Source organism: Agrobacterium sp. 5Ca39 (genome assembly GCF_055382365.1).
Genome location: NZ_AP026437.1, coordinates 1,832,285 through 1,856,325, shown reverse-complemented (window position 1 = coordinate 1,856,325; position 24,041 = coordinate 1,832,285). Strand labels below are relative to the sequence as shown.

22 protein-coding genes are annotated in these 24,041 nt (G+C 54.4%); 9 read left to right on the top strand and 13 right to left on the bottom strand.

All coding sequences use genetic code 11. The annotated features are described in order from the left end of the window. The first annotated feature begins 1,229 nt into the window (after positions 1–1,229). Together ACZ47E_RS22240 and ACZ47E_RS22235 are read left to right on the top strand one after the other, a co-directional pair. Positions 1,230–1,862 (top strand): recombinase family protein, encoded by a 633-nt coding sequence (locus ACZ47E_RS22240; protein ID WP_464017150.1) that lies wholly within the window; start codon positions 1,230–1,232, stop codon positions 1,860–1,862. 151 nt (positions 1,863–2,013) lie between these two features. After that, positions 2,014–2,835: a hypothetical protein gene (locus tag ACZ47E_RS22235; RefSeq protein ID WP_464017149.1), complete on the top strand. Its 822-nt coding sequence runs from the start codon at positions 2,014–2,016 to the stop codon at positions 2,833–2,835. Positions 2,836–2,977: 142 nt separating this feature from the next. On the opposite strand, the gene ACZ47E_RS22230 is transcribed toward ACZ47E_RS22235, so the two are convergent. The 7 genes from ACZ47E_RS22230 to ACZ47E_RS22200 form a co-directional block, all read right to left on the bottom strand. Then, positions 2,978–4,429, bottom strand: coding sequence for a KAP family P-loop NTPase fold protein (locus tag ACZ47E_RS22230; protein WP_464017148.1), 1,452 nt, complete (start codon positions 4,427–4,429; stop codon positions 2,978–2,980). A 377-nt stretch (positions 4,430–4,806) separates the two neighbouring features. Then, the gene (locus ACZ47E_RS22225) at positions 4,807–5,697 is read right to left on the bottom strand and encodes a hypothetical protein (protein ID WP_464017147.1); all 891 of its coding nucleotides are present in this window, start codon (positions 5,695–5,697) and stop codon (positions 4,807–4,809) included. A gap of 308 nt (positions 5,698–6,005) precedes the next feature. Beyond that, the gene (locus ACZ47E_RS22220; protein ID WP_464017146.1) at positions 6,006–6,140 is read right to left on the bottom strand and encodes a hypothetical protein; all 135 of its coding nucleotides are present in this window, start codon (positions 6,138–6,140) and stop codon (positions 6,006–6,008) included. Next, positions 6,118–6,591 carry a hypothetical protein gene (locus ACZ47E_RS22215; RefSeq protein WP_464017145.1) on the bottom strand — a complete coding sequence of 158 codons (474 nt, stop codon included), beginning with the start codon at positions 6,589–6,591 and terminating at the stop codon, positions 6,118–6,120. The genes ACZ47E_RS22220 and ACZ47E_RS22215 overlap by 23 nt, the downstream gene beginning before the upstream one ends. A 353-nt stretch (positions 6,592–6,944) precedes the next feature. Further along, positions 6,945–7,298 (bottom strand): hypothetical protein, encoded by a 354-nt coding sequence (locus ACZ47E_RS22210; protein ID WP_464017144.1) that lies wholly within the window; start codon positions 7,296–7,298, stop codon positions 6,945–6,947. A 445-nt stretch (positions 7,299–7,743) separates the two neighbouring features. Then, entirely contained in the window at positions 7,744–9,084 is a 1,341-nt protein-coding gene (locus ACZ47E_RS22205) for a DUF6538 domain-containing protein (RefSeq protein WP_464017143.1), read from the bottom strand. 793 nt (positions 9,085–9,877) lie between these two features. Beyond that, positions 9,878–11,041 (bottom strand): M20 aminoacylase family protein, encoded by a 1,164-nt coding sequence (locus tag ACZ47E_RS22200; protein ID WP_022563031.1) that lies wholly within the window; start codon positions 11,039–11,041, stop codon positions 9,878–9,880. A gap of 164 nt (positions 11,042–11,205) precedes the next feature. Between ACZ47E_RS22200 and ACZ47E_RS22195 the strand changes: the two genes are divergently transcribed. Both ACZ47E_RS22195 and ACZ47E_RS22190 read left to right on the top strand, forming a co-directional pair. Next, the gene (locus ACZ47E_RS22195) at positions 11,206–12,324 is read left to right on the top strand and encodes a D-alanyl-D-alanine carboxypeptidase family protein (RefSeq protein WP_034497250.1); all 1,119 of its coding nucleotides are present in this window, start codon (positions 11,206–11,208) and stop codon (positions 12,322–12,324) included. 193 nt (positions 12,325–12,517) lie between these two features. After that, positions 12,518–13,657, top strand: a complete 1,140-nt coding sequence (locus tag ACZ47E_RS22190; RefSeq protein ID WP_004445686.1) for a CobW family GTP-binding protein — start codon at positions 12,518–12,520, stop codon at positions 13,655–13,657. Between the two features lie 232 nt (positions 13,658–13,889). Here the strand turns inward: ACZ47E_RS22190 and ACZ47E_RS22185 are convergent, their stop codons facing one another. The 5 genes from ACZ47E_RS22185 to ACZ47E_RS22165 all read right to left on the bottom strand — a co-directional run bounded on the left by ACZ47E_RS22185 (position 13,890) and on the right by ACZ47E_RS22165 (position 17,794). Then, positions 13,890–14,138, bottom strand: coding sequence for a sulfurtransferase TusA family protein (locus tag ACZ47E_RS22185; protein ID WP_022563028.1), 249 nt, complete (start codon positions 14,136–14,138; stop codon positions 13,890–13,892). Next, positions 14,135–15,430, bottom strand: coding sequence for a L,D-transpeptidase family protein (locus tag ACZ47E_RS22180; protein ID WP_022563027.1), 1,296 nt, complete (start codon positions 15,428–15,430; stop codon positions 14,135–14,137). The genes ACZ47E_RS22185 and ACZ47E_RS22180 overlap by 4 nt, the downstream gene beginning before the upstream one ends. Before the next feature lie 191 nt (positions 15,431–15,621). Continuing rightward, positions 15,622–16,575, bottom strand: a complete 954-nt coding sequence (locus ACZ47E_RS22175; RefSeq protein ID WP_004445681.1) for an acetyl-CoA carboxylase carboxyltransferase subunit alpha — start codon at positions 16,573–16,575, stop codon at positions 15,622–15,624. Between the two features lie 62 nt (positions 16,576–16,637). Then, positions 16,638–17,624, bottom strand: a complete 987-nt coding sequence (gene xerD / locus ACZ47E_RS22170) for a site-specific tyrosine recombinase XerD (protein ID WP_064263490.1) — start codon at positions 17,622–17,624, stop codon at positions 16,638–16,640. Then, the gene (locus tag ACZ47E_RS22165; RefSeq protein ID WP_034497628.1) at positions 17,621–17,794 is read right to left on the bottom strand and encodes a hypothetical protein; all 174 of its coding nucleotides are present in this window, start codon (positions 17,792–17,794) and stop codon (positions 17,621–17,623) included. The genes xerD and ACZ47E_RS22165 overlap by 4 nt, the downstream gene beginning before the upstream one ends. A gap of 188 nt (positions 17,795–17,982) precedes the next feature. Here ACZ47E_RS22165 and ACZ47E_RS22160 point away from each other — a divergent pair, with 188 nt between their 5' ends. Continuing rightward, positions 17,983–18,564, top strand: a complete 582-nt coding sequence (locus tag ACZ47E_RS22160) for a shikimate kinase (RefSeq protein WP_004445677.1) — start codon at positions 17,983–17,985, stop codon at positions 18,562–18,564. A 5-nt stretch (positions 18,565–18,569) separates the two neighbouring features. Further along, the gene (gene aroB, locus ACZ47E_RS22155) at positions 18,570–19,703 is read left to right on the top strand and encodes a 3-dehydroquinate synthase (RefSeq protein WP_022563025.1); all 1,134 of its coding nucleotides are present in this window, start codon (positions 18,570–18,572) and stop codon (positions 19,701–19,703) included. Positions 19,704–19,931: 228 nt separating this feature from the next. Here aroB and ACZ47E_RS22150 read toward each other — a convergent pair whose 3' ends face one another. After that, positions 19,932–20,213 carry a BolA family protein gene (locus ACZ47E_RS22150; protein ID WP_004445674.1) on the bottom strand — a complete coding sequence of 94 codons (282 nt, stop codon included), beginning with the start codon at positions 20,211–20,213 and terminating at the stop codon, positions 19,932–19,934. 115 nt (positions 20,214–20,328) lie between these two features. On the opposite strand from ACZ47E_RS22150, the gene ACZ47E_RS22145 reads away from it, so the two are divergent. The 3 genes from ACZ47E_RS22145 (at position 20,329) to cobT (ending at position 24,034) form a co-directional block, all read left to right on the top strand. Next, positions 20,329–20,964 carry a J domain-containing protein gene (locus tag ACZ47E_RS22145; protein ID WP_004445673.1) on the top strand — a complete coding sequence of 212 codons (636 nt, stop codon included), beginning with the start codon at positions 20,329–20,331 and terminating at the stop codon, positions 20,962–20,964. A gap of 68 nt (positions 20,965–21,032) precedes the next feature. Further along, entirely contained in the window at positions 21,033–22,022 is a 990-nt protein-coding gene (cobS, locus tag ACZ47E_RS22140; protein WP_004445672.1) for a cobaltochelatase subunit CobS, read from the top strand. Positions 22,023–22,129: 107 nt separating this feature from the next. Then, positions 22,130–24,034 (top strand): cobaltochelatase subunit CobT, encoded by a 1,905-nt coding sequence (gene cobT, locus ACZ47E_RS22135; protein ID WP_022563024.1) that lies wholly within the window; start codon positions 22,130–22,132, stop codon positions 24,032–24,034. The last annotated feature ends 7 nt before the right edge of the window (positions 24,035–24,041 follow it).

Genomic DNA, 24,041 nt, shown 5'->3' with positions numbered 1-24,041 from the left:
TACAGGAAATGGAAATGCGTAAACCGTTCAATATGACCCTTGGAATAGAAGCCATTGGACCGGTTTCGTTTTCCATCTGTATTTAGACAGCGAAGAAGCTGGAATGGCGATATTTTATTGCTTTGTTTCGTCCTAAATGTAATTTTATTGCGTTGTGAAAGGCAGGATAAAAACGGACACCACTCAAGTACCGGCTGGACTGAAACATCCACCACTCAAGTACCGGAAAGGTAAAAGGAGGACTCAATATTAAACGAGTGGAAATCAATTATCTTGGAAAGGAAAGATCATATTCAATGATTTTATCTACCTGTTTCCCGCGAAGCGGCGAGCCGTAGGCTCGCATCTATGCTTGGTAGGAAATCTTCTTATTCCTAGAATTTAATATGAAAGAAAGATCATATTCAATACCATATTCGATGGACGCCGTAGGCGGACATGATCGCGTAGCGATCCACCTAAGTTTGGTGGGAAAACTTCTTATTCAATAAGGAAACATTAGATTTCTTGTAAACTGGAAGGAAAGATTATTACCTCATCATATTCAACCATTTCAAAAGACATATGTGATGGACGCCGTAGGCGGGCATGCCGCGCAGCGGCTTACTAGATCGAATATTATAATTGGCTAGGTCTCATTGAATTTCATGAGGAAAGATTATCACTTCAACAAATCCAATCATTTCCTACCAAACTTAGGTGGATCGCTACGCGATCATGTCCGCCTACGGCGTCCATCGAATACGGTTTTTAATAAGCTAGAAATAATCCAACCCCACCAATAACCATCAGTTAAATGTCACAAATCCTCTTAGATATTTAAGAAGAAATGTTACAATTCATTGCGAAGCAATGACGTACTTGAGTGGTGGTTGGTGACATCAAATCACCCATTTTCGATCAGCTATTCAAAGCCTTTCCGAAAACCAGTAACTTCTCAAATTTCCTTAAATCCAACATTTCAAAACCCCTGAAAAATAAGGGTTTCCGGCTGCTATAAACACGTCTTTTTCGCCGAAACGTATAATCTTACCCCCACCGGAAAATAAAATCGCTCTCAGTTTAAGGGAATCAGCGAAAGCGCTTATTTCTAAGGGCTCGTAGCGTCCGATAGGGTATAGCTCTGCGTACATCCAAAACCCTAGTCCAATTGGTGTCCGTTAGGGTTGACTTCGGTCAACGTACATGCATTTAATCGGTCAGCACCTATTCGGACACTTGGAGCCGCTATGACCACCATCCTTTACGCCCGCGTATCAACCCTCGAACAAGACCTTTCACATCAGGAAACCCACGCGCGGCAAGCCGGTTTCGAAATCGATGAGGTAGTTGCAGATCATGGCGTTTCAGGCGTCAGCACAAAGCTCTCCGAAAGACCTGAAGGAAGGCGACTATTCGACAAGCTGCGCAAAGGAGATGTACTCGTTGTTCGTTGGGTAGATCGTCTTGGCAGGAGCTACGAGGATGTGACCGAGACCATTCGACACTTCATGAAAATGGGGGTGATCATCAGAACCGTCATCAACAAAATGACTTTCGATGGATCGACTGATGAGCCAATTGAAAAGGCAGTCAGAGACGCCCTGATTGGCTTCATGGCGGCGACTGCACAAGCACAGGCGGAAGCGACTAAAGCCGCTCAGCGAGCCGGTATTGAAGCAAGGAAAAATAATCGCGAGCTCTATCGGGGGAAGAAGCCAAGTTTCGACCGGAAAGCCTTTAGCGATGTCATGGACATGCTGGCGAACGATGCAGGCGCATCAGCCATTTCTAAGGTGACAGGACTTACACGACAGACCATTCTCCGCATTAAAGCAGACCCGGCAGCGGCTGAAACTGCATTGCAAAGATGGGGTATGTGATTGTTCTATGATAGTGGAATATCGCGAAAATGCGGTGCGAGCGGCGGTCGCGGGCTGGATTTGTGGTCGCATTCAGCTGTCGAGTGAGTGAAATCTACTTGAAGTTGTCGTTCGTATCAGATATCTCCAAATTAGTTTATATGAGGGGAATATGCCGTTTTCTGCAACAGTTCTTAATGTTTTGATCGCGTCGCCGTCTGATTGTAAAGAAGAGCGCGCTGCGATTGCGCAAAGCCTTCACGAGTGGAACTCTCTTCACTCTGCGACGCAGCAGATAATACTGCTTCCGGTTATGTGGGAGACGCATAGTGTGCCTGAGATGGGGGACAGACCACAAGGACTCATCAATAACCGAGTCGTTAGAGGATGCGATATACTGATTGGTTCTTTCTGGACTCGAATTGGTAGCCCTACTGGAGAAGAAATCAGCGGGACAGTTGAAGAGATCCGGTGGTTTTTGTCTCAGAAAAAGCCAGTAATGCTTTACTATTCCAAGAAAAACGTGGGTTTAGACTCCGTCGATTTGGAGCAGGTAAGAAAATTGAAAGAATTCAAGCTTTCGATACGCGATAAAGGCATCCAAGAAGATTACAATGACATCGGCGAACTACGTGAAAAATTGTCACGTCACCTCACTATTGTGCTGCGGGACGTTCCAATTGCACCTGTAATCGATAAGAAGATTGTAGCAGCAGCGAAAGCGTCGACTCGTGATGATATGCCTGCTCCAAAGAAAAAAACAACAACTATGCCGACATCAGGCGGTACGTCTGAGATATATTTAGAGGAATCTACCCCGAAGTCTTTCATCATTAGAGGGGAAGTGAAGGGATTAGAAACTGCGCTGGAGGCTGTAGGTGGAAAACTAACAACGCTTCAAACCGGCGGAAGAGCTTGGATGTTTTCAAAGCGCCACGTTGCGACAGTCGCAAAGATTCTAAAGATCAAGCCTGTCATTCGTGAGAAAGGTTAGGACGTGTGGACTTCGATGAATCACTAACGACGTGAGACACGATCCGAGGCTGTTTTTTGGAGGCAGTCACGGGTCCACACGTGATCGGCTACAAGCGCATCCGCGGTTGGTCAGGGTGCGATAACCCTTGAATTGGGGTAATCTATTTATCTGCGAAGCGACCAGCCATCCTAACCCTTCCGGCATATGTCCTCACAATTGACCGCTCACCTATATCGTCACTCAACGCGCGCTCGCGAATCCGCATAGTGTGACCTAGTTTTTCTCCGGGGTCTTTCCTCCCCCAGTGAGGGGCTGCCATTTCTGCTTCTGATCGGTTAGCTGCTTCATAAACGCTGTACGGTTGGAGCAGAAGCTCCATTGCTTTATTCAGATTGTAGCCTTTGATAAAACGGGGAACATCCGAATTCCCGGATTTCCTCGCAACGAACACGTCCATAACATCCTTCTGGGTGGTTAAAGGGTTGCCTTTAAGAAAAGCACATATCATCGGAAAAATGATAGGAACTTCGATCTTTCTTTTATCATCCCATACAGAGCAAATGATTTCAAAAAGATCGATAGCTTTTTCAATCTGTCTGAGTTCCATCTCAAATTGCATCGAAATGTCTGTAATTAGCTCAACCACATCCATCGTTTCCAATGTAGATAATCTTTGCCCTACAAAACTCCCGCTTTTCACCAAATGTGCAGTAAGTTCGGAGGTTTCGGCAGCCGCCAGCATGTACGAGCGATCAAAAAACCTTGCCAAATAGTGCCGACTATCGAACTCGCTTCCGTAAACAGCCTTGATCGAATTCGCCAGTTGGGTGGTGTCGGTGCCAAGAACGAACACAACGTTTTCGACTTCAAATAGGTGCTTGATCCGCTCCAGCATTTCGATTGCGTAGGTCGGGCGGCAACGATCTAGTTCGTCAATGAGAATGAAAAACGGTGGCTTAAAATTCACCCCTGACAGGGTCTTCACAGCATTTGCCAAGCTCGCTTGAAAATTATCGAGGCTGACTTTCGCTTCGTTGAACTGTGCTAACTTTCGCTCGGCAAACTTGTCGATTTGTGCCTGAGTGAATTTTATCACTTCACCTGTTGCGTCATCCACCACTGCTTCGACTTCGACTTTTCCGGAGACGATCTCCTTTGCTGTTTCGGCAAGCTCTTCGGCAGCTTCACCCACGACGTAAGTCGTCGCTCGTTTTGCGATGCCTTTACCGATGAGAAGGGACATCTTTCCCACGTTACGACGGAAGTTTTTTGTAGCGGTTTTGATCTTTCTTTTTGCTGAACGATCTTTTGACTGAAAATTTGTCAGAAACCGATCGAATTCAGCAACAACGGCTGTCAACGGATCATCCGAAAAGTCGTCTCGCCATGCGTCGATCATAATTGCTGGATGTCCAGCTTCTTTGAGGTCGGCAAATAGCCCTTTCATAAAAAAAGTTTTGCCTTCACCCCACGTCGCATCAATATTGAGGACATATGATCCGGTCTTGCCGCGTCCAATTCGTTCAAGCACACGCTGTTGAAGGAACTTGATGATGTATGCCGACTCTTCAGCCCGCCCAAGTTTATCGTGGTTCTCGATCCAATATGACAAGTTCAGCCCGCCTGATATGTAATCTACCCAACATGAACTAAATCATGCGTTGAGTTTGGCTTGCAATACTATTTTTACGAGGGAGGTCGCGCTTTTCGAGATATGCCCAGATTACTGCCAAAGCAGTTAGGGCGATGACCGACGCAAGCACCACGGAGAGCACACCCTGCGCTGAGACTTCTAGTCCTAGGAACTTTATGGTGATCTTGGGCATTGGGCGCACCTTTCCATTAAAAAACAAATGAAGGTGCTGCTTGCTGCTTCGCATAGTGGGAAACGGCACAGATTCGTCAATGGTATTATTGCAACATTATTCTATCCAGAGCGGCTAATTTGCCATTCTGTGGACAACGGGGATGCCTGATAGCCGATTGCCCCTATGAAATCCCCAAGAGTGAAGCAAGTGCAGTGAGGGACAAGCTGGAAAAGATCGCCGCAAGTACAACCCGATTTGCGGTTGCGGCATCATTATTCTCATGAAGACGGTTCACCGGGAAAGCCCATTTCACGTATCCAAAGAGAGCGCGATACGCGAATAATGAAATGCCGATGCCGTAAATGAAAAAAGCTATCCGATATGACCAATTAGGACGCTCTGCCGGGAAGAAATACTCGGCGTAGACGGCAATCCAATAAAGCGCGTAAGGAAACGCACACAGCCATAATCCGACATCGTATGCAAATTTTTCATGGATGAAGGCATACCATCTTCTTTTTGAATTCAAGCGCTGACGGACGATTGTTTGCGCAGCTCTGAAGAAAGCTACGTCTTGGCATTCGAGTACAGCTTCACTCTCGTTGGGGGTTGGGTCTGAAACAAGGGGATTGGGATCGAACAAGGGCGGCTTGTCGAACGCCAGTGCGACACCAAAAAAGTTCGCAGGCTTGTTGCCGTTGGCATTCCGTTTGAACGCAGTGAGGTTGGTGAAGTAAATTGTTTTGATTGGGAACGGTACATCCTCCGCATCGAATACCTCTTGTGTCTCTCCGTACACGGTCTGCCCATCAAAACCGACGATGGACACAGTCACCCTGAAGGCATCCTGTAGAAGGAAGGCTTTCCGGCTATCGAACGCTTCATCGCCTTCGTTTTCAAGCTTGACGAGTTTGGATATGATCGATGCACCTTCCCGAGCGTTTAGTTGCTGAAGCTCACGGTAGGATGCTTTGACATCGGAAAGGGTGAGGTGATTGCCGCGAATTGGAATTCGCTCTTCGTACCAGATAGCATCTGGATTGTAGCGTTGCGAAATATTCGTTTCCGACATCAGGTTTTGCCTACAAAACAACTTATGCTCGATTCTTCGAGCAGTTGGCGCTTTCAGTCAACCGCACGAGTGGATCGTGCACTGCTTTAAAGTCGCCGACGAGCAATCAGCGCAAAAGCTATCACTGTTAGAAAAAAGACGAGAAACACTGGAAGCGCGCCTGTCGCTGTCGCTTCCATAAACCAGAGTTTTATCGACAATTGTTGCTGCATTAGGCATGCCTCTCGAAAAACTGAGTTATTATTACAGTGCATTTTGTCTACCGATGCAGCAAGCCTACTATATATAGTATTAACGCATTCTTGCCTTTAACGGGTTGTTAACCTGCACTCCATCTCATCCAGCTTTTCCAGATCGCGTTTGGTCAGCTTCAGCATTTCTCTGGTGAGGCTCTTAGCGTCCTTCAGAATGGCTTCGAATTCAGCAAATCGTTGATGGTCCATGGTCTTCGTTCTCCTGTCGGTTGATGGCAGGAATATTTATCGTTTGGAGCGTTTTGACGTGTTTGCGCGAAACCCGGCACATTATCCAGTCGTTGAAATATGCCGGGTCCAAAAGCGCATCATGATTGAATTGGGTTTTTGCTTCGAAGTAGCCGCATTCTGAAGAGGAACGGCAGAGATGCAGGATTTCGCGCTTGAAGCCATCGGAACCATTAGCCGCGACCAGTTTTTTCAGGGTCGTATTGCTGCCATAGTAGGTTTGCCAGTCGCTTTCGGTGATCTTCGTGCGCTTGCGAGACTTCCCTTTGAGCGGGGGGAGCTTCTTGCGACTGAAGAAGGCTTTACGACCGATGTATTTTCGCCGTGTGGCGATTTCGGTGATGAGATAGACGAAGCCGTAATGGTCGTTGATGTCAGCGGAAGTGAATTCCTTTCCCTGAAAGAGCCACATGCGAAAATACCCTAAGTTTTAAACGGGTATTTAGCGGGCAACAAAAAAGGCGTCGGGAAGGAGAAACCCGAAGCCTTTTAAGCGGAGAATAATCCATGCCGACTGAATTGCAGGATCATTCCTATTTAGTATTTTTCTGAACGGCGGCGCTTACCGAACGTTCTTAATCCAGTCCATTGAGGTGTTTTCCAACCTTTGCGCCGATGGCGAGAACGACAAAGCATGCAACGGTGAAGGTGCTGATAGAGACAGTGATCATCTCTGCCTCCTTGCAATATCGAAGCCAGCAAAAAAGACTGCGAAAGCAAGCCCGATAACCTGCCAGTACGTGAGCGTGATCTGAGTGATTTCGGTCATAGTGCGATAGCCTTTGCGTCCCTAAACGCCTTATGAAGTGGATCGAGCGCTTTTTCTGTCTCCGTGATCCTTTTCGCAAACTCAGCAGGGTCCGTGACCACTTCCTCAGCCCGGTCGAGCGAAGCCTCAATGGATGACGCGCTCACAATGATTGCCTCGAACTCAGTGTGTCCGCGTTCCCTCCACGCTTCGGCTTCTTCTGATACCTGCTTTAATTCGCGCCTACGGCTATCTAGGATTTTGCGACCTAAATCGTTTTCTTTGAAGCGTTTTGCTGCTGCTCGTACCTCTTCGAGAGAACTGGTCGTTTTCACGAGATCGTTGATTGTGTTTTCTATATCGTCGCTCATGCTATTTCCTCGTTTCAGATGTGGGGATCAGATTGAGTTCGTCTTGAACCCGCTTCTTCGCCTTGGCATGTGAAATTGCCGCGTCAATGAAGCCTTTTTCTTTCGCGATCCGAATTAGCCAATCACTATGATTGGCTAATTCGTTCCGTAGTTTTTCGCTCTTAACGAGCTTTTCAAATGTAAATTTGGTCATAAAAAATCTTTCAAATAAGTAACCCAATTTCGTTTTGTATTCGATTTTTATTGCGGGCATGAATGATCGCGGTGTCGTAGTATCCCTTCGCCTTAAGTTCAGAGATAAGCCGATCATAAAGAAGAAAAAACTCCTCCCGCACGGTTTTATTTTTAATTATATTTTCGAATGTAAATTCCTTCATTTTGCATATCCGTTTTGGGATATGACTCTGTTTCATAATGTATTTTGGCTGCTGCCTTCACGGTCAAGTCATATGCTGTTTGAGTTAGGGGTTGCTTCGTCTGGAATAGCCTTTTGGAGAGCATCCAGTTTGTTTTCGAGGTCATATCCAGCGCCGTACCTCATCGTCATGCCAGCGCTGGAATGTCCCATGATGCTGTTCTTGAGAGTGTCATTGCAGCCAGAGTTTCGCAGCCGATCTGCCATCAGATGGCGGTAGCTGTAAAAGCTCTTGTCCGGGGTGATAGTGCGAATGAGCTTGTTCACCATCGCGGAGAAAGCTTCTGGTCCCGTATCGTGATTGTAGCGAGGGAAGCCTTTCGGATATTTCTTAAGAGCTTTCACTGCCGCTGGAAGTAGCGGGATATCCCGTACACGGCTTTGAGCTTTCGCTTTCACTCGTAAAGCGTTGGGCTGGATCGAAATGTAAGGGATCGGCACATCAAGGTGGATGTCATCCGCCGTTAAAAAAGCGATCTCTTTGCAGGTTGCGCCGGTCAATTCGCCAAGCAGCGCAATGCATTTCAGTTCGTCGTTCGCCTTGCTGCCCTGAATCTTCTCCCGAAGCTGCACGACTTCAGCTTCTGTAAAGGTGTCGCGTTTGCCATCTTGTGTTTTGAATTTGAGACCGTCGAACGGATTTAGGTGCGCCCGCTCGGGTGCAACCTCTTGCAATGCTTCTTTTACGACGACCTTTAGCCACATGAATTTCTTGTTCGCCGTCGCCGGGGTAATCTTGCCTTCCTTTTTTGTTGCCGCCTTGAACCGCTTTGACAATTTGAGTTTGTAGTCGCGAGCGACCGTCGCAGAGATGTCAAGTACGTCCAAGTCACCGATTTCTTCGATAAAATTACTGACGGCTTCCCGGTACTTCATCCATTTTTTATCGGATTCTCTCTTATTGCCCGAATGCAACTCGTCGCTATGGAGGTCGATGTACCGTTCCAGCGCTTGGGAAAGTGTCATTGCCGGTTTTGTGGCAACCCCGCCAAGAGCAGCCACTTCGGCATGATCGGGAGACTTGATGATGTTCAGCATCTTCAGATGCCCTGCCATCATAGATATTGAATCGCGTATCAGCGCCAACTCAACTTCAAAGGCTGGCTGGTACTTGATTCCTAGCCTATCGGAGACTCTCGAAAGCTCATCGAATGACGGTCGTTCAATATCCGCGATATCGGTTTCGCTGAACAGATTTCGATAGTGAGCCATGAGCGCTGCTGCTTTAACAGCAGCTTCATTCTCGGATCGGGTTTTCAGTGAGCGCCAGAACTCCCGCCGCTTGAATTTTCGTCGTTGGGCAATGGGTACGGCGATCCTGAAATAATATACGCCTTTACGGTTGAAAATGTATTTTACGTCGAGCAGCATTACCATGACCTCCCAATATGAATAAAAAACACCTCCTTCGACAGAACATCGGTGAATTGATTTGTTTTCAAAATATAATTGATTTCCGCACGGGTGAATGGAAGCGAATATTTGGCGCTTCCACGAATGCGAGTGAATATATTAATCGCATAATTAATGAATAATGTCAACAGTGCTTTGGAGGGTATTCTTCCATTTTCAAAAAAGTAACTTTCTATTTTGGAAACATATTGTGTTCTTCGCTTGCTGATACTTCGATAGCGCAATAGACCCCGCTTATGGGGAGGCAAAAGGCTGCACAGATGCGGGTTTGTAGCAAACCCGCTCGAATAATGTAGCAAAATAGGGCTGAAAGCCCATAATGCGTTGATTTTAATAGAAAAAATGGTGTCCACGAGAGGATTCGAACCTCCGACCCCAGGATTCATACCGCTTCGGCTTTCGCCGCCGCCCTGCCTTGTTGGGAAGGGCGTTCGTGGTCTGGACTGTCCCTTCACCATGGGCCGTGAGGCCTTTAGGTGCTGCCCATCCAGTCTCTACACCTTCACCGGATTTCTCCGGAGCTTGGCTCGGGATTGGCATGCTGGAAGACCAGCGAAGCTTTCCCCGACTTTGAGCAGATCGATTGCGTCGTTTCCGGGCGCAACCCCCAATTTGTCTTAGGAATCCTGTGCTCTATCCTGCTGAGCTACGTGGACACTGAATTGCTCTTTAACCTGACCCAGCCGGCGGATCAACCGCGTTCTTCATAGCGGTTGATCTCGTCCTCCGCTTTCTTCGCGTTGGCCTGACATCAGCTCGTCAGGCGCTGTTCTGCAAGTTTTACCCAATAGGAGATGCCGTAGGCGATGGCTTCGTCGTTGAAGTCATAACCAGGATTGTGGAGCCCGGCCGAATCGCCATTGCCAATAAAGATGAAGCAGCCGGGCCTTTCCTTCAACATGAAGGAGAAATCCTCTCCTGCCATGGAGGGATCGACATCGGGGTCTACATTCGGTTCGCCAACCACATCGCGGGCCACACGGATAGCGTGGTCGGTTTCAGCGGCGTGGTTGAAGGTCACCGGGCAATAGCGCTCATAGACGACTTCGGCTTCCGCGCCATTGGCAAGCGCAATGCCTTCCGCCATCTGCTTGATACGTTCCTGGGCGAGATCGCGCACTGTTTCATCGAGGCTGCGCACGGTGCCGGCGATCAGCGCCTCGTTGGGAATGATGTTGTGGCTGGAGCCGGCCTGAAAGCGCGTGACCGAGACGACAACGGAGCGGATCGGATCGGCATTGCGTGAGGCGATCATCTGCAGGTTGCCAACGATCTGCGCGCCGATGGTGATGGGGTCGATCGTGCGATGCGGCTGGGCCGCATGGCCGCCTCGGCCCTTGACCGTGATTGAGAACTTGTCCGGTGCGGCCATGATGCCGCCCTTGCGGATGGCGAAGGCGCCAAGCGGAATGCCCGGCATATTGTGCATTCCGTAAACTTCGTCGATGCCGAAACGCTCCATCAGGCCGTCTTCGACCATGGCGAGCGCGCCGGCGCCGCCTTCTTCCGCTGGCTGGAAAATGACAGCGATCGAGCCCGCGAAATTGCGGGTCTCGGTGAGGTACTTCGCCGCGCCGAGAAGCATCGCGGTGTGGCCGTCATGGCCGCAGGCGTGCATGACGCCGGGCGTTTTCGATGCCCAGGCTTTGCCGGTTTCCTCGACTATGGGCAGCGCGTCCATATCCGCGCGGAAGCCGATGGTGCGATTGCCTGGAAGATTGCCCCTGATGATGCCGACGACGCCGGTGCGGCCGAGACCGGTCACGATTTCGTCAACGCCGAAAGATTTCAGCTTCTCCGCGACGAAGGCCGCGGTGTTGTCGACATCATACAAAATCTCTGGATTTTCATGCAGGTGATGCCGCCATTCGCTGACTTCCTGCTGGAGTTCGGCGGCTCTGTTCAAAATCGGCATTCGTTCATTCCTGGGTTCATCGGTACGGCGTGTCGTAAAACTCCATCCTCCGTGGTGGATAGTGCGCCGCATAATTGACGTAATCAATGTACTTTGCCATTGCTAGGACATATATGGTGAATATTGCCATTCCCCGACTGAAGACGGGAATTCGAGGACTAGCCTTGCCACAGACTTTCAAATCGCCAAACGCCGCCCGCCGGCTTTCCGCAGCCATTGCCATCATCACCGCAGGTGTCGTCGCCGCGGCCCCGGTGGCCAATGCCAATCCGAAAATGGTGGTCGATGTCAAAACCGGCAAGGTGATCTCGCACCAAGAAGCCTTCCGCAAATGGTATCCGGCCTCGCTGACCAAGCTGATGACCGCCTATATCGCCTTTTCGCAGATGAAGGCTGGCAAGATCAGCCCGCAGACCGAAGTGGTGATGAGCAAGAAGGCCGCCGACCAGCCCGCCTCCAAGATGTATTTCAAGCCCGGCCAGAAACTGACGATGGACAGCGCGCTGAAGCTGCTGCTGATCAAGTCCGCCAACGATATTGCGGTCGCGATTGCGGAGACCATCGGCGGCAACACGGATAATTTCGTGGCGCAGATGAATGCGCAGGCGCAGCGCCTCGGCATGAATTCCACGCATTACGTGAACCCCAATGGTCTGCCGGGGAAGGGCCAGTACACGACGGCCCGCGACCTCGCGCTGCTGGCGCTGATCATCAAGCGGGAATTTCCCGAATATGCGCATTATTTCTCGCTTGAGGGCGTCACCACGGGCAAAAAGAATTACGCCAATTTCAATATGCTGGTTGGCCGCTTCGATGGCGCGGATGGCATGAAGACCGGCTTTATCTGCGCTTCCGGGTTCAACCAGGTGGCATCGGCCGTGCGCAATGGCCGCTCGATCATCACTGTGGTGCTGGGTGCCGATAGTCTCGCGGGTCGAACCGACCAGTCGGCCGATCTTCTGCAGATGGGCCTGACGTCTCCTTCCGGTCAGGGTGTCTCGCTCGCCTCGCTTGCCCCTTATGGCGATACCGCAGAGGTCAACGATATCAGCGCCGAAATATGCAACCCGAAGGCGGCCAAAATCCGCAGTGAGGGACGCGACGATGCCGGCCGCATGGTCATCCATTCGCCCTATGTGCAGGAAATGACCCGTCCGCCGGAATATTCCTTTGCCGGTCTTATACCGGGCAGCGAGACGGTCGCGGTTAATGCGCCCAAGGGCGCGGCCGCAAAGGGCCAATTGGCGAATGTGCCGATCCCGATCCCGCGCCCCACATTCTGACGGACAGGCGAAGGTGCTGGGACAGGTCTCCCGGCCGCCCTGCCATTTGGCTATTCGCAGATCGATCATGTTATGATATTACAATGTCGCTCGCGGCTTCCAGCCTCGGGCGATTTGTTTTAGCTTTATGCCGTTGCGGGTTTTATGTCCTGAACTGACTTCCCCAAAGCGGCAATCAACATACAGGCCAGACATGTCTCGCGATCGTATCCCGGTTTCCATTATCACCGGATTTCTCGGCGCCGGAAAATCGACTCTGCTCAATCGGCTCCTCAAGGATCCTGACATGAGCGACGCGGCGATCATCATCAATGAATTCGGCGATGTCAGCATCGATCACATGCTGGTCGAAAGCGCGGGCGAGGGCATTATAGAACTGGCGGAAGGGTGCCTTTGCTGCACCGTGCGCGGCGAACTGGTGGACACGCTGGCGGAACTGATGGACGGTATCCAGACCGGCAAGCTGAAGCCGGTGAAGCGCGTGGTCATCGAAACGACCGGCCTTGCCGATCCCGCCCCCGTCATGCAGTCGGTCATGGGTAACCCCGTCATTGCGCAGAATTTCGTGCTGGTTGGCATGGTCACTGTGGTGGATGCCGTGAACGGCCTCTCCACACTCGACAATCATCAGGAAGCTGTGAAACAGGTGGCTGTGGCCGATCGTCTTGTGGTGACGAAACGAGCGCTCGCCGATGACGCCACGATTGCGGCATTGACTGCCCGCCTAGAGGCGCTCAATCCGCGCGCGATCATCGAGGACGGTGACAAAACCGACTGGAGTGCTGCGGGGCTTCTCAATAACGGCCTTTACGATGCCGGCAATAAAACTGCCGATGTCAGCCGTTGGTTAGGCGAAGAGGCGCTGCACGATCACCACCACCATGATCATGCACATGATCACCATCACGGCGAGCACGATGATCACCACCACCATGACCACGACGTGAACCGCCACGATGCATCCATTCGTTCCTTTTCGATCATACACGACGAGCCGATAAGCCCAATGGCCATCGACATGTTTGTGGATTTGCTGCGCTCGGCGCATGGTGAAAAGCTTCTGCGCATGAAGGCCATCGTGAAGCTCACGGACAATCCGGACAGGCCGTTGGTGCTCCATGGCGTGCAGACGATTTTTCACGCGCCGGAGCGTCTTTCCGCCTGGCCGGACCCCGCTGATCAGCGCACGCGCATGGTGCTGATTACGAAGGATTTGCCGGAGGCTTTCGTAAAGGACCTCTTCGCTGCCTTCACCAGCGCGCCGGGTATCGATCGACCTGACCGGCAGGCACTGACGGATAATCCTTTGGCGGTTTCTGGGTTGAAGTTTTGAAGTAGTATGGAATGGCGGCCGGGCCGGGGTGTGGCTTACCCCCCTCTGTCCTGCCGGACATCTCCCCTTCAAGGGGGGAGATCGACAAGGGGCCTGCTCCGAATACTCATTTCCGCATCGACGGTCGCAGCGAGCATACTGGCGAGGGAACGAGCGGCCACAGCGACTGATCTCCCCCCTTGAAGGGGAGATGTCCGGCAGGACAGAGGGGGGTGAACCACCGGCGACACCGTCAAACGTCGGTTTTCCCACCCTTCATAATCCGAAACCGATGGCCCTTATCCAGCGCCGTCGTCTCCACCAGGCAATGCCCATCCTCATTGCACATATGTGTAATATCGATCACCGCCAAAGGATCGGTCGTCTCGACGGTGAGAACATCCCCCGTCTTCAGCGTTGCGAGCTTCTTGCGGCTTCTCAAAACCGGAAGGGGGCATTTAAGCCCCCTCAAATCATAGATGATATCGCTTGTTGCGGTCATTCCTTGGCCCAGAACTTCCAGAATGGCTTTTTCTCCGGTGCTTCCGGCGCCGGGGCTGCGGAATAGGCAAGCGGGTTCATGGCTGGCACCGGAACGCTCTGGGCAGCAGCGCCAGTCTGGCCTGCTGCAGGCGTAGCCGAGGCAACCATTGTCGGGGTAGCTGGTGCCGGGTTCGATTGCGGCGCCGTGGCCGGCTGGTTAGCCGAAGGGCGAGGGCCACGCAGCGCCGAGGCGGTTGCGGTGGTCGCTGGCGAAGACGATGTCACCTGCTGCGCCTTCTTCTCCATCAGCGCGGCATATTCCGTTTCCTTCATCAGTTTGCCGGCCTTCAGCGCCGAGCCCGTCGGGGCATAGGCGGGTTCGCGGCCCTTGCGCTTTTCGGCCACCAGCGCCTTGCGCTCGGCTTCGCTCGGGTCGTACCAGGCCATGCCTTCATATTTCTTCATCGCCTTTTCATAGGCGAGATCGTAAGTCTTCTCATAGCTCGAAAGCGCGCTGACAAGTGCGGGCGGCGTGCTCATGGGCGGGCACTGGGCCGACGCGTTGAAGCTGCCACCTTCCGCCTGCTGGTTGAAGACATATTTCTTCTCGCAGACATTCACTTCCGGCGGACGTTTGGTGACTTCGAAATTGTCGTAGCCGACCTTCAGCATCTTCCAGAATTCGAGGTGCTCGCTCTTGCGATGACGGGCCATGTTTTCCGCCGTCATGCGGAAAGGAAATGCCTGCAGCTGAACTGTCTTCTGGCCGCCCTTGAAGGCATCGCGGGCAAAACCGTAGATTTCAAGAATCTGCGCATCCGTCATCGAGTAACAGCCTGATGATGAGCAGGCGCCATGGATCATCAGGTTGGTGCCGTTGCGGCCATTGGCAGCATCGTAGCGGTTCGGGAAGCCGGTATTGATGGCGAGGTAATATTTCGAATTCGGATTGAGATGGGCTGGCGTCAGGTTGTAGAAACCTTCCGGCGCCTGCCGGTCGCCTTCCTTGACCTTGGGGCCGAGTTTTCCCGACCATGCGCAGATTTGATATTCGGCAATCTTGTCGAAACGGTTATCGCGCTTGGCCTTCCAGATTTCCAGCGCACCTTCTTCCTTGAAGATACGGATCATGATCGGCGACGTGCGGTCCATGCCCTTCTTGTCGATCTCGGCCAGAATGGACGGAGACAGCGGGTAATCAACCTTGTTCTTGATGTGCGACACATCACGTTCGACGGTTTCGAGTGTATCGTTACAACCGGCGAGAACGAGCGCGGTACAGGCAAGAAGTGCAAAATGTGTCAAACGCATGATCTGATCCGAAAGACGATGGCACGAAGTGGCGGCAGTTCTATACCGTTCCGTGTGCAATTTAAATACGGTATTAACCGTTTACATCTTCTTAACTCAAATCGGATCCGCCCCCGCGGCCGCCGATCCATCTTTTGATGTGACCGGACTATGGCCGAGTTGGGGCGATAGCGGCGGAAATTAAGGCCGCCTCAGAGATTACGGCCGATATCCAGGAACTTCTGGCGGCGTTCGGCCCTAAGCTGCGTGCCCGAGCGCTGGGAAAGATCGGCCAGCGCCTTGGCGATAACGTCGCCTGTCGCGCTGATCACGGTTTCCGGCGCGCGATGCGCGCCACCGATCGGCTCGGGAATGATACCATCGATGACGCCGAGCGACTTCAGATCTTCCGAAGTGATCTTCATGTTGGTGGCGGCTTCCTTGGCGCGGGTCGAATCGCGCCAGAGAATGGAGGCCGCACCTTCCGGCGAGATTACAGAGTAGATTGCATGTTCCAGCATGTAGACGCGGTTGCCGGTGGCAATCGCGATGGCTCCGCCCGAGCCGCCTTCGCCGATGACGACGGAGACGATCGGCACCTTCACGTTCAGGCACATTTCCGTCGAGCGGGCGATGGCCTCAGCCTGGCCGCGCTCTTCCGCACCCACGCCGGGGTAGGCGCCCGCGGTATCGATAAGCGTGACGACAGGCAGCGAGAAGCGGTCGGCCAATTCCAGCACGCGGATAGCCTTGCGGTAACCTTCCGGGCGCGGGCTGCCGAAATTGTGCTTCAGCCGGCTCTTGGTGTCATTGCCCTTTTCCTGGCCGATAATTGCGACTGGCTGACCGTTGAAACGGGCAAGGCCGGCCTGTATGGCGGCGTCTTCGGAGAACTTGCGGTCGCCGGCAAGCGGCGTGAAATCCGTAAACAGGGCCTTGGCGTAATCAACGAAATGCGGACGCTGCGGATGACGCGCGACCTGCGTTTTCTGCCAGGCGTTCAGCTTGGAATAGATGTCCTGCATCGCATCGTTGACGCGCGATTCCAGGCGGTTGATCTCCTCCGAGGTGTCTATGCTCTCGTCTTCATCGGCAAGCTTCTTCAGCTCGATGATCTTGCCCTCAAGGTCCGAGATAGGTTTTTCGAAGTCGAGATAATTGTGCATGAGATCCGTTTCCGATCGTTTTGCGCAAGGTTTGACCGGATTATCCGGCGGTTCCGGTCGCTCTAATCAAGGTTTTTGCCCTGTTTGGCAAGGGGGTGATGTGTTTGTACCAGCTCTTGCAAGCGTTCTTCCAGCACATGTGTATAGATTTGTGTCGTGGAAATGTCGGAGTGGCCGAGCAGTTCCTGCACCGCGCGCAAATCCGCACCGTTCTGCAAGAGGTGGCTGGCAAAGGCGTGGCGCAGCACATGCGGTGACACTGCCGAGTGGGGCAGCCCGGCCCGAATGGCGATGTCCTTGAGGTCGCGGGCGAAGACCTGACGGGGCAGATAGCCTTCCTTGCTGTTGGATGGGAAGAGCCACGGGCTATCCGTCGCTTCGGCCTTTTTCGCTGCCTTGCCTTTTTCTGAGGCAAGCGCCTTTCGGGCGGCTTCATATTTTTCCATGGCCTCGATCGCCGTTCGGGAAAGAAGAACCATCCGGTCCTTGTTACCCTTGCCGCGGATCATCAGGAAACGTCCTTCCTGACGCAGCACTTTGACCGGAAGCGAGACGAGTTCGCTGACACGCATGCCGGTGGCATAAAGAAGCTCAAGCAGCAGATGCATGCGGATGCGCGCGAGCTGGCCGGGACCTTCGTTTGCCGCTTCCTGCGCCGCGAGCCCAAGGAGACGGTTTACATCGGCGACGCTCATCGTTTTCGGCAGGGCAACGCCCTTCTTGGGCGCATCGATGATGCCGGTCGGGTCGTCACTGCGCAGGCCTTCCGAATAAAGAAAGCGATAAAACTGCCGCATGGATGAGAGGCGTCTCGCCTGCGAGGTCGCAGCGAAGCCTTGCGCGGAAAGATGGGTCAGATAGGCGGAAAGGTCCGATGTGGCGGCTTCTGTCAGAGACTGGCGGCGGCTCCCAAGGAATTCGCGCAGGTCCGTCAGATCACGCTCGTAAGATGCGAGCGTGTTGGCGGCTGCACCCCGCTCGGCGCTCATCATCTCCAGAAAACTCTCCAGCCGCGCGCTGTCGCGCCCCCCCGCCGGTTGTCCGCTCATGGGGTGCGCCTTGCCGGTTCTGCCCCCGGTGGGTTCAGCCTTTCCGAGGGAATGCGCACCGTTACTTCGCGGTCGCGGGGCTGAACGACCATGACAAGCAGCACCATGCCGCCATAGACCAGCCCCGCGATGGTCGCCAGTATCATCGTGAAGCGGAAGAGGGTGGGCATGGCGGCTCCGTGAAGGTGGCGGTCGAAACGTATATGCGGTGCGGCGAAACCGGCGGCAAGCTGAAAAAGCCTGCCACTGTCACCGCCGCATGCGGCGATCATTGTGATTCACCGCAATTCAGTCAGCAATTTGGCTTGACGCTTCGTAAACATTTGCAGATATCCATGCCAAACGGGCTTTCAAATTTATGAGCGAAACGAATTTATCCGTCCCGGCGACACTCGGGGAGCAAGCGCGGGCAAAACTCGGACGGCGCAATATCGTCTTTGTCGGACTGATGGGCGCCGGAAAGTCGGCGATAGGCCGCATGGTTGCCCAGCAGCTCAGGGTTCCCTTCATCGATACGGATGTCGAAATCGAACGGGTTTCGCGCATGACGATATCAGAACTTTTTGCCACCTATGGTGAAGAAGAATTCCGGGCGCTGGAAACGCGGGTCATCAAGCGGCTGCTGCGCGGCGGGCCCAAGGTCATCTCAACTGGCGGCGGCGCCTTCATAAACGACAATACGCGCCGGCACATCAGCCGTGGTGGGATTTCGCTGTGGCTGAAGGCGGATCTGGAGGTGTTGTGGGAGAGGGTGAACAAGCGTGATCACCGCCCGCTTCTCAAGACCGAAAACCCCAGGGCCACGCTGGCGGCCCTGATGGAGAAGCGCTATCCGATCTATTCGGAAGCAGATCTCACCATCGAATCCCGTGATGTCCGCAAGGAAATCATCGTGACCGAAGTGCTGGCCGCCATTGCCGGCATCGAACAGAAAGACTGATTCCCATGACGCCTTCTGAAATCCACGCCGATGAACGTCTCGTCCATGTGCCGCTCGGTGAGCGCGCCTATGACATTCTGATCGGGCCGGGCCTCATCGGCCGGGCTGGCGGCGAAATCTCGGCGCGGCTGAGGGGCCGGCGTGCGGCGATCATCACCGATGAGCATGTCGCGCCGCTCTACCTTGAAGGCTTGATGGATGGACTGCAGACGGACGGCATCGAGGCTGTTTCCCTGACCCTGCCGGCCGGTGAAAAGACCAAGAGCTTCGAGCATCTCGTCACTGTCTGCGATGCGGTTCTAGCCGCAAGGGTGGAACGCAATGATGCGGTAATCGCGCTTGGCGGCGGCGTGATCGGCGATCTCGCCGGTTTTGCAGCCGGTATCGTCCGCCGCGGCGTACGTTTCGTGCAGATACCGACCTCGCTTCTGGCGCAGGTCGATTCCTCCGTCGGCGGCAAGACCGGCATCAACACCCGCCACGGCAAGAACCTCATTGGCGTCTTCCACCAGCCTGATCTGGTGCTGGCGGATACGGCAGTGCTCGATACGCTCAGTCCACGCGAATTCCGCGCCGGCTACGCCGAAGTGGTGAAATACGGCCTGATCGACAAGCCGGATTTTTTCTTCTGGCTGGAAAAGAACTGGGACGACATCCGCACCGGCGGCCCTGCCCGCATCCAGGCGATTGCGACCAGCTGCCAGGCCAAGGCAGACGTGGTGGTGGCCGACGAAAAGGAAAACGGCGTACGCGCCCTTCTGAATCTCGGCCACACCTTCGGTCACGCACTGGAGGCGGCGACCAATTACGACAGCAAGCGGCTGGTGCATGGTGAAGGTGTCGCCATCGGCATGGTGCTGGCGCACCAGTTCTCTGCCCGCCTGAACCTCGCAAGTCCTGACGATGCCGCGCGCATCGAAGCGCACCTGAAGGCAGTCGGCCTGCCGACCACAATGAAAGATATTCCCGGCGAATTGCCGCCCGTCGAAACGCTGATGACGGCAATTGCGCAGGATAAGAAAGTCAAGGGCGGCAAGCTCACCTTCATCCTCACCCACGGCATTGGCCAGTCCTTCGTGGCGGATGACGTTGCGGCATCCGAGGTGCAGTCCTTCCTGTCGGAGAAGCATCCGGGGTGAACTGGCGCTGAGAGGTACGGTGAGGGCGCCCCCTCATCGCCTCGCTTCGCTCCGGCACTTCTCCCCGGCGGGGAAAAGAACAAGCTGTTTTGGCAATGCTCTACGGGGAAAAGTTGCTGGCGCCTTGAGCAAGGCGTTGCCGCCCGGTTTCTTCTCCCCGCCGGTGAGAAGGTAGCCCGAAGGGCCGGGTAAGGGGGGCTTGCTCTCGGTTCTGATGACAAGCTTTACTTAAAACCGCACCGCTTCCCCCGGTGCCGCTGCCTCTATCGCCAGCGCGTGAAGCCCGGCATCGAGTTCGGGCTTCAAAAGCGCGTTGATTGCCCGGTGCCGTTCGATGCGGGACTTGCCGGAAAAGCTCTCCGACACTATCTGGACACGCATATGCGTTTCGCCGGTACCTGTGATATCCGGCTGGTGGCCCGCATGCATCTGGCTTTCATCGACGACCCTCAGGCGCTCCGGTGAAAAGCTTTCCCGAAGCTTGGTTTCTATGCGCTCTCGCAGAGACATTCGAAGGGCTCCAATTCTGTTTGCCGGTCTTTGAAGGGGGCTCCCTAAAAGCCTGTAACATTCCGCTTTGTCAATTCTTGTTGTGCGGCTTTTCGCACCCCATAATCAGGGCATCATGAAACTGGATTCGAAATATTTCGACCGCATCCGCACGCGCCGGAAAAGGGAGCGGGAACCTGAGGTTCAGGCCCCAACCTGCCAGTGGGACGGATGCGACAAGCCGGGCATTCACCGGGCACCCGTCGGCCGCAATGCCGAGGGGCAATTCTTCCTGTTCTGTTTTGAGCACGTGAAGGAGTATAATAAAGGCTACAATTATTTTTCCGGCCTGTCCGACAGCGAGATCGCCCGTTACCAGAAGGAAGCGATCACCGGCCATCGCCCCACCTGGACGGTTGGCGTCAACAAGACCGCCCGCGACAGCCCGCTGCATTCCACGCTGCGCTCCGGCACGGCGAGCGGCAATGCCCGTATCCGTGATCCTTTCGGCTTTGCCGGCGGTTTTGCGGGCGGCTCGAAGGCAGGCGGCACCCGCATGCAGCAGGACCGCAAATTGAAGACGCTGGAGGCAAAAGCCTTCGATACGCTCGGACTTTCTTCCAGTGCAAAGCAGGAAGACATAAAAAGGCGCTATAAGGAGCTTGTCAAAAAGCACCATCCTGATGCTAATGGTGGCGATCGTGGTTCGGAAGAACGTTTTCGGGCTGTTGTTCAAGCATATCAATTGTTAAAGCAGTCAGGTTTCTGCTAAGCCAACTTCTGTGTTTACCGCCTGATTGATGATGTGGCCGGGTGGCTGCCGCCCGCCTTGGAGACGTGATGAGCAAAATCGACCTTGATATTTCCAACCTGCCCGACACGACGGTGTCCGTGCGGGAGGTTTTCGGCATTGATACGGATCTGCGGGTTCCCGCCTATTCCCAGGGCGACGCCTATGTGCCTGATCTCGATCCCGACTATCTTTTCGACCGCGACACGACGCTCGCGATCCTTGCCGGTTTTGCTCACAACCGACGTGTCATGGTCTCCGGCTTCCACGGCACGGGTAAATCCACCCATATCGAGCAGGTGGCTGCCCGTCTCAACTGGCCCTGCGTGCGCGTCAACCTCGACAGCCATGTCAGCCGTATCGATCTCGTCGGCAAGGACGCCATCGTCCTGAAAGACGGCAAACAGGTTACCGAATTCAAGGACGGCATCCTGCCCTGGGCCTACCAGCACAATGTCGCGCTTGTCTTCGATGAATATGATGCCGGTCGCCCAGATGTGATGTTCGTGATCCAGCGCGTGCTGGAATCGTCTGGCCGCCTGACCCTGCTCGACCAGAGCCGCGTTATCCGTCCTCATCCGGCCTTCCGCATTTTCGCGACCGCCAACACCATCGGCCTTGGTGATACGACCGGCCTTTACCACGGCACGCAGCAGATCAACCAGGCGCAGATGGACCGCTGGTCCATCGTCACCACGCTGAATTATCTGCCGCATGAGCAGGAAGTGAACATCATCGCCGCCAAGGTGAAGAGCTTCGACAATCCGAAGGGACGCGAAACCGTCTCCAAGATGGTGCGCGTGGCGGATCTTACCCGTTCGGCTTTCATCAATGGCGATCTCTCCACCGTCATGAGCCCGCGTACCGTCATCACCTGGGCGGAAAATGCGGAAATCTTCGGCGATCTCGCCTTTGCCTTCCGCGTGACCTTCCTCAACAAGTGCGACGAGCTGGAGCGCACGCTGGTGGCCGAACAGTATCAGCGGGCCTTTGGCGTCGAGCTGAAGGAAAGCGCTGCGAACATCGTTCTCAGCGCCTGATCGTTCCCGGCTTGCCCGGAAAAGATCATCCATGACTTGAGGACGCCGGCGGATCGCGCATCCAGAGATGCGTAGGCCGCAGGCGTCGACAATCGACAGGAAAGACAATGGCAGCGCGCGGCGACAATTCCAGAGCGAAACCGGGTACGGCGGTCGATACGGAACCGTTGCGTCAGGCGATTGCCGGATGCGTGCGATCCGTCGCTGGCGATGCCGAAGTCGAAGTCGTTTTCGCCAATGAACGGCCGGGTCTTGCCGGCGAGCGCATGCGCCTGCCGGAAATTTCCAAGAAACCCACCGCGCAGGAAATTGCCATTACCCGCGGCCTCGGCGATTCCATGGCGCTGCGTCTCGCCTGCCACGATGCGGATACCCATGCGGTGATGTCGCCGCAGGGCGCTGAAGCGCGGTTGATCTTCGATGCGGTAGAGCAGGCGCGCGTTGAATCGATCGGTGCGCTGCGCATGCCGGGCATGGCTTCCAATATCCATGCCATGAACACGGAAAAATACGCCAAGGCGAATTTTGCCGGTATTACAAAACAGGATGATGCTCCTCTTGCCGAAGCCGTTTCGCTGTTGGTGCGCGAGAAGCTGACAGGCGAAAAGCCGCCGGAAAGTGCCGGCAAGGTTCTCGACCTCTGGCGCGACTTCATCGAGGACAAGGCTGCCGGCGACCTGAACGATCTTTCCAAGGTGATCGGCGACCAGAAGGCGTTTTCGCGTCTTGTGCGCAAGATGCTGACCTCCATGCAGATGGCGGAGGATTTTGGCGACGAGGATAACGAGCCGGAAAGTCAGGAAGCGGAATCCAACGAGGACCAGCCGCGCACCAACGAGACCGAAGAAGAGCAGGTCGAGGAAGAGGCCGGCTCCGACGCGACGCCCGCCGATGAGAACGAGGCCTCGCAGGAGGAAATGGAAGAAGGCGAGATGGACGGCGCCGAGATGTCGGACGAGGAAATGTCCGACGATCTCGACGAGGATTCCGAAACGCCCGGCGAGACCCGCCGTCCCAACAGCCCCTTCGATGATTTCAACGAGAAAGTCGATTACCGCATCTTCACGCAGGAATTCGACGAGGAAATCCACGCCGAGGAACTGTGCGACGAGGCCGAGCTTGACCGTCTGCGCGCCTTCCTCGACAAGCAGCTTGCTCATCTGCAGGGCGCTGTGGGGCGCTTGGCGAACCGTCTGCAGCGCCGCCTGATGGCGCAGCAGAACCGTTCCTGGGATTTCGATCTGGAAGAGGGTTATCTCGATCCGGCCCGCCTCGTCAGGCTCATCATCGATCCCATGCAGCCGCTCTCCTTCAAGAAGGAACGCGACACCAAATTCCGCGATACCGTGGTTTCGCTGGTCATCGACAATTCCGGTTCGATGCGCGGCCGTCCGATCACGGTTGCCGCCACCTGCGCCGATATTCTCGCGCGTACCCTGGAGCGTTCCGGTGTAAAGGTGGAAATTCTGGGCTTCACCACCAAGGCATGGAAGGGCGGGCAATCGCGTGAGCAATGGCTCGCCAGCGGCAAGCCGGCTTCGCCGGGCCGCCTTAACGATCTGCGCCATATCATCTACAAGTCGGCGGATGCGCCGTGGCGGCGCGCACGGCGCAATCTCGGCCTGATGATGCGCGAAGGCTTGCTCAAGGAAAACATCGACGGCGAGGCGCTGATGTGGGCGCATAATCGCCTGATCGGCCGCCCCGAGCAGCGCAAGATCATGATGATGATCTCTGATGGTGCGCCGGTGGACGATTCAACCCTGTCGGTCAATCCGGGCAACTATCTGGAGCGGCACCTGCGCGCCGTTATCGAGCAGATCGAAACGCGTTCGCCGGTGGAGCTGCTGGCAATCGGTATCGGTCATGACGTGACACGTTATTATCGCCGCGCGGTCACCATTGTGGATGCGGACGAGCTGGCTGGCGCGATGACCGAACAGCTCGCGGCGCTCTTTGAAGATACGAGCGGTGCTGCCGGTTCGTCCCGCAGGGTCCGTCGTGCGGGATAAGCAGGGC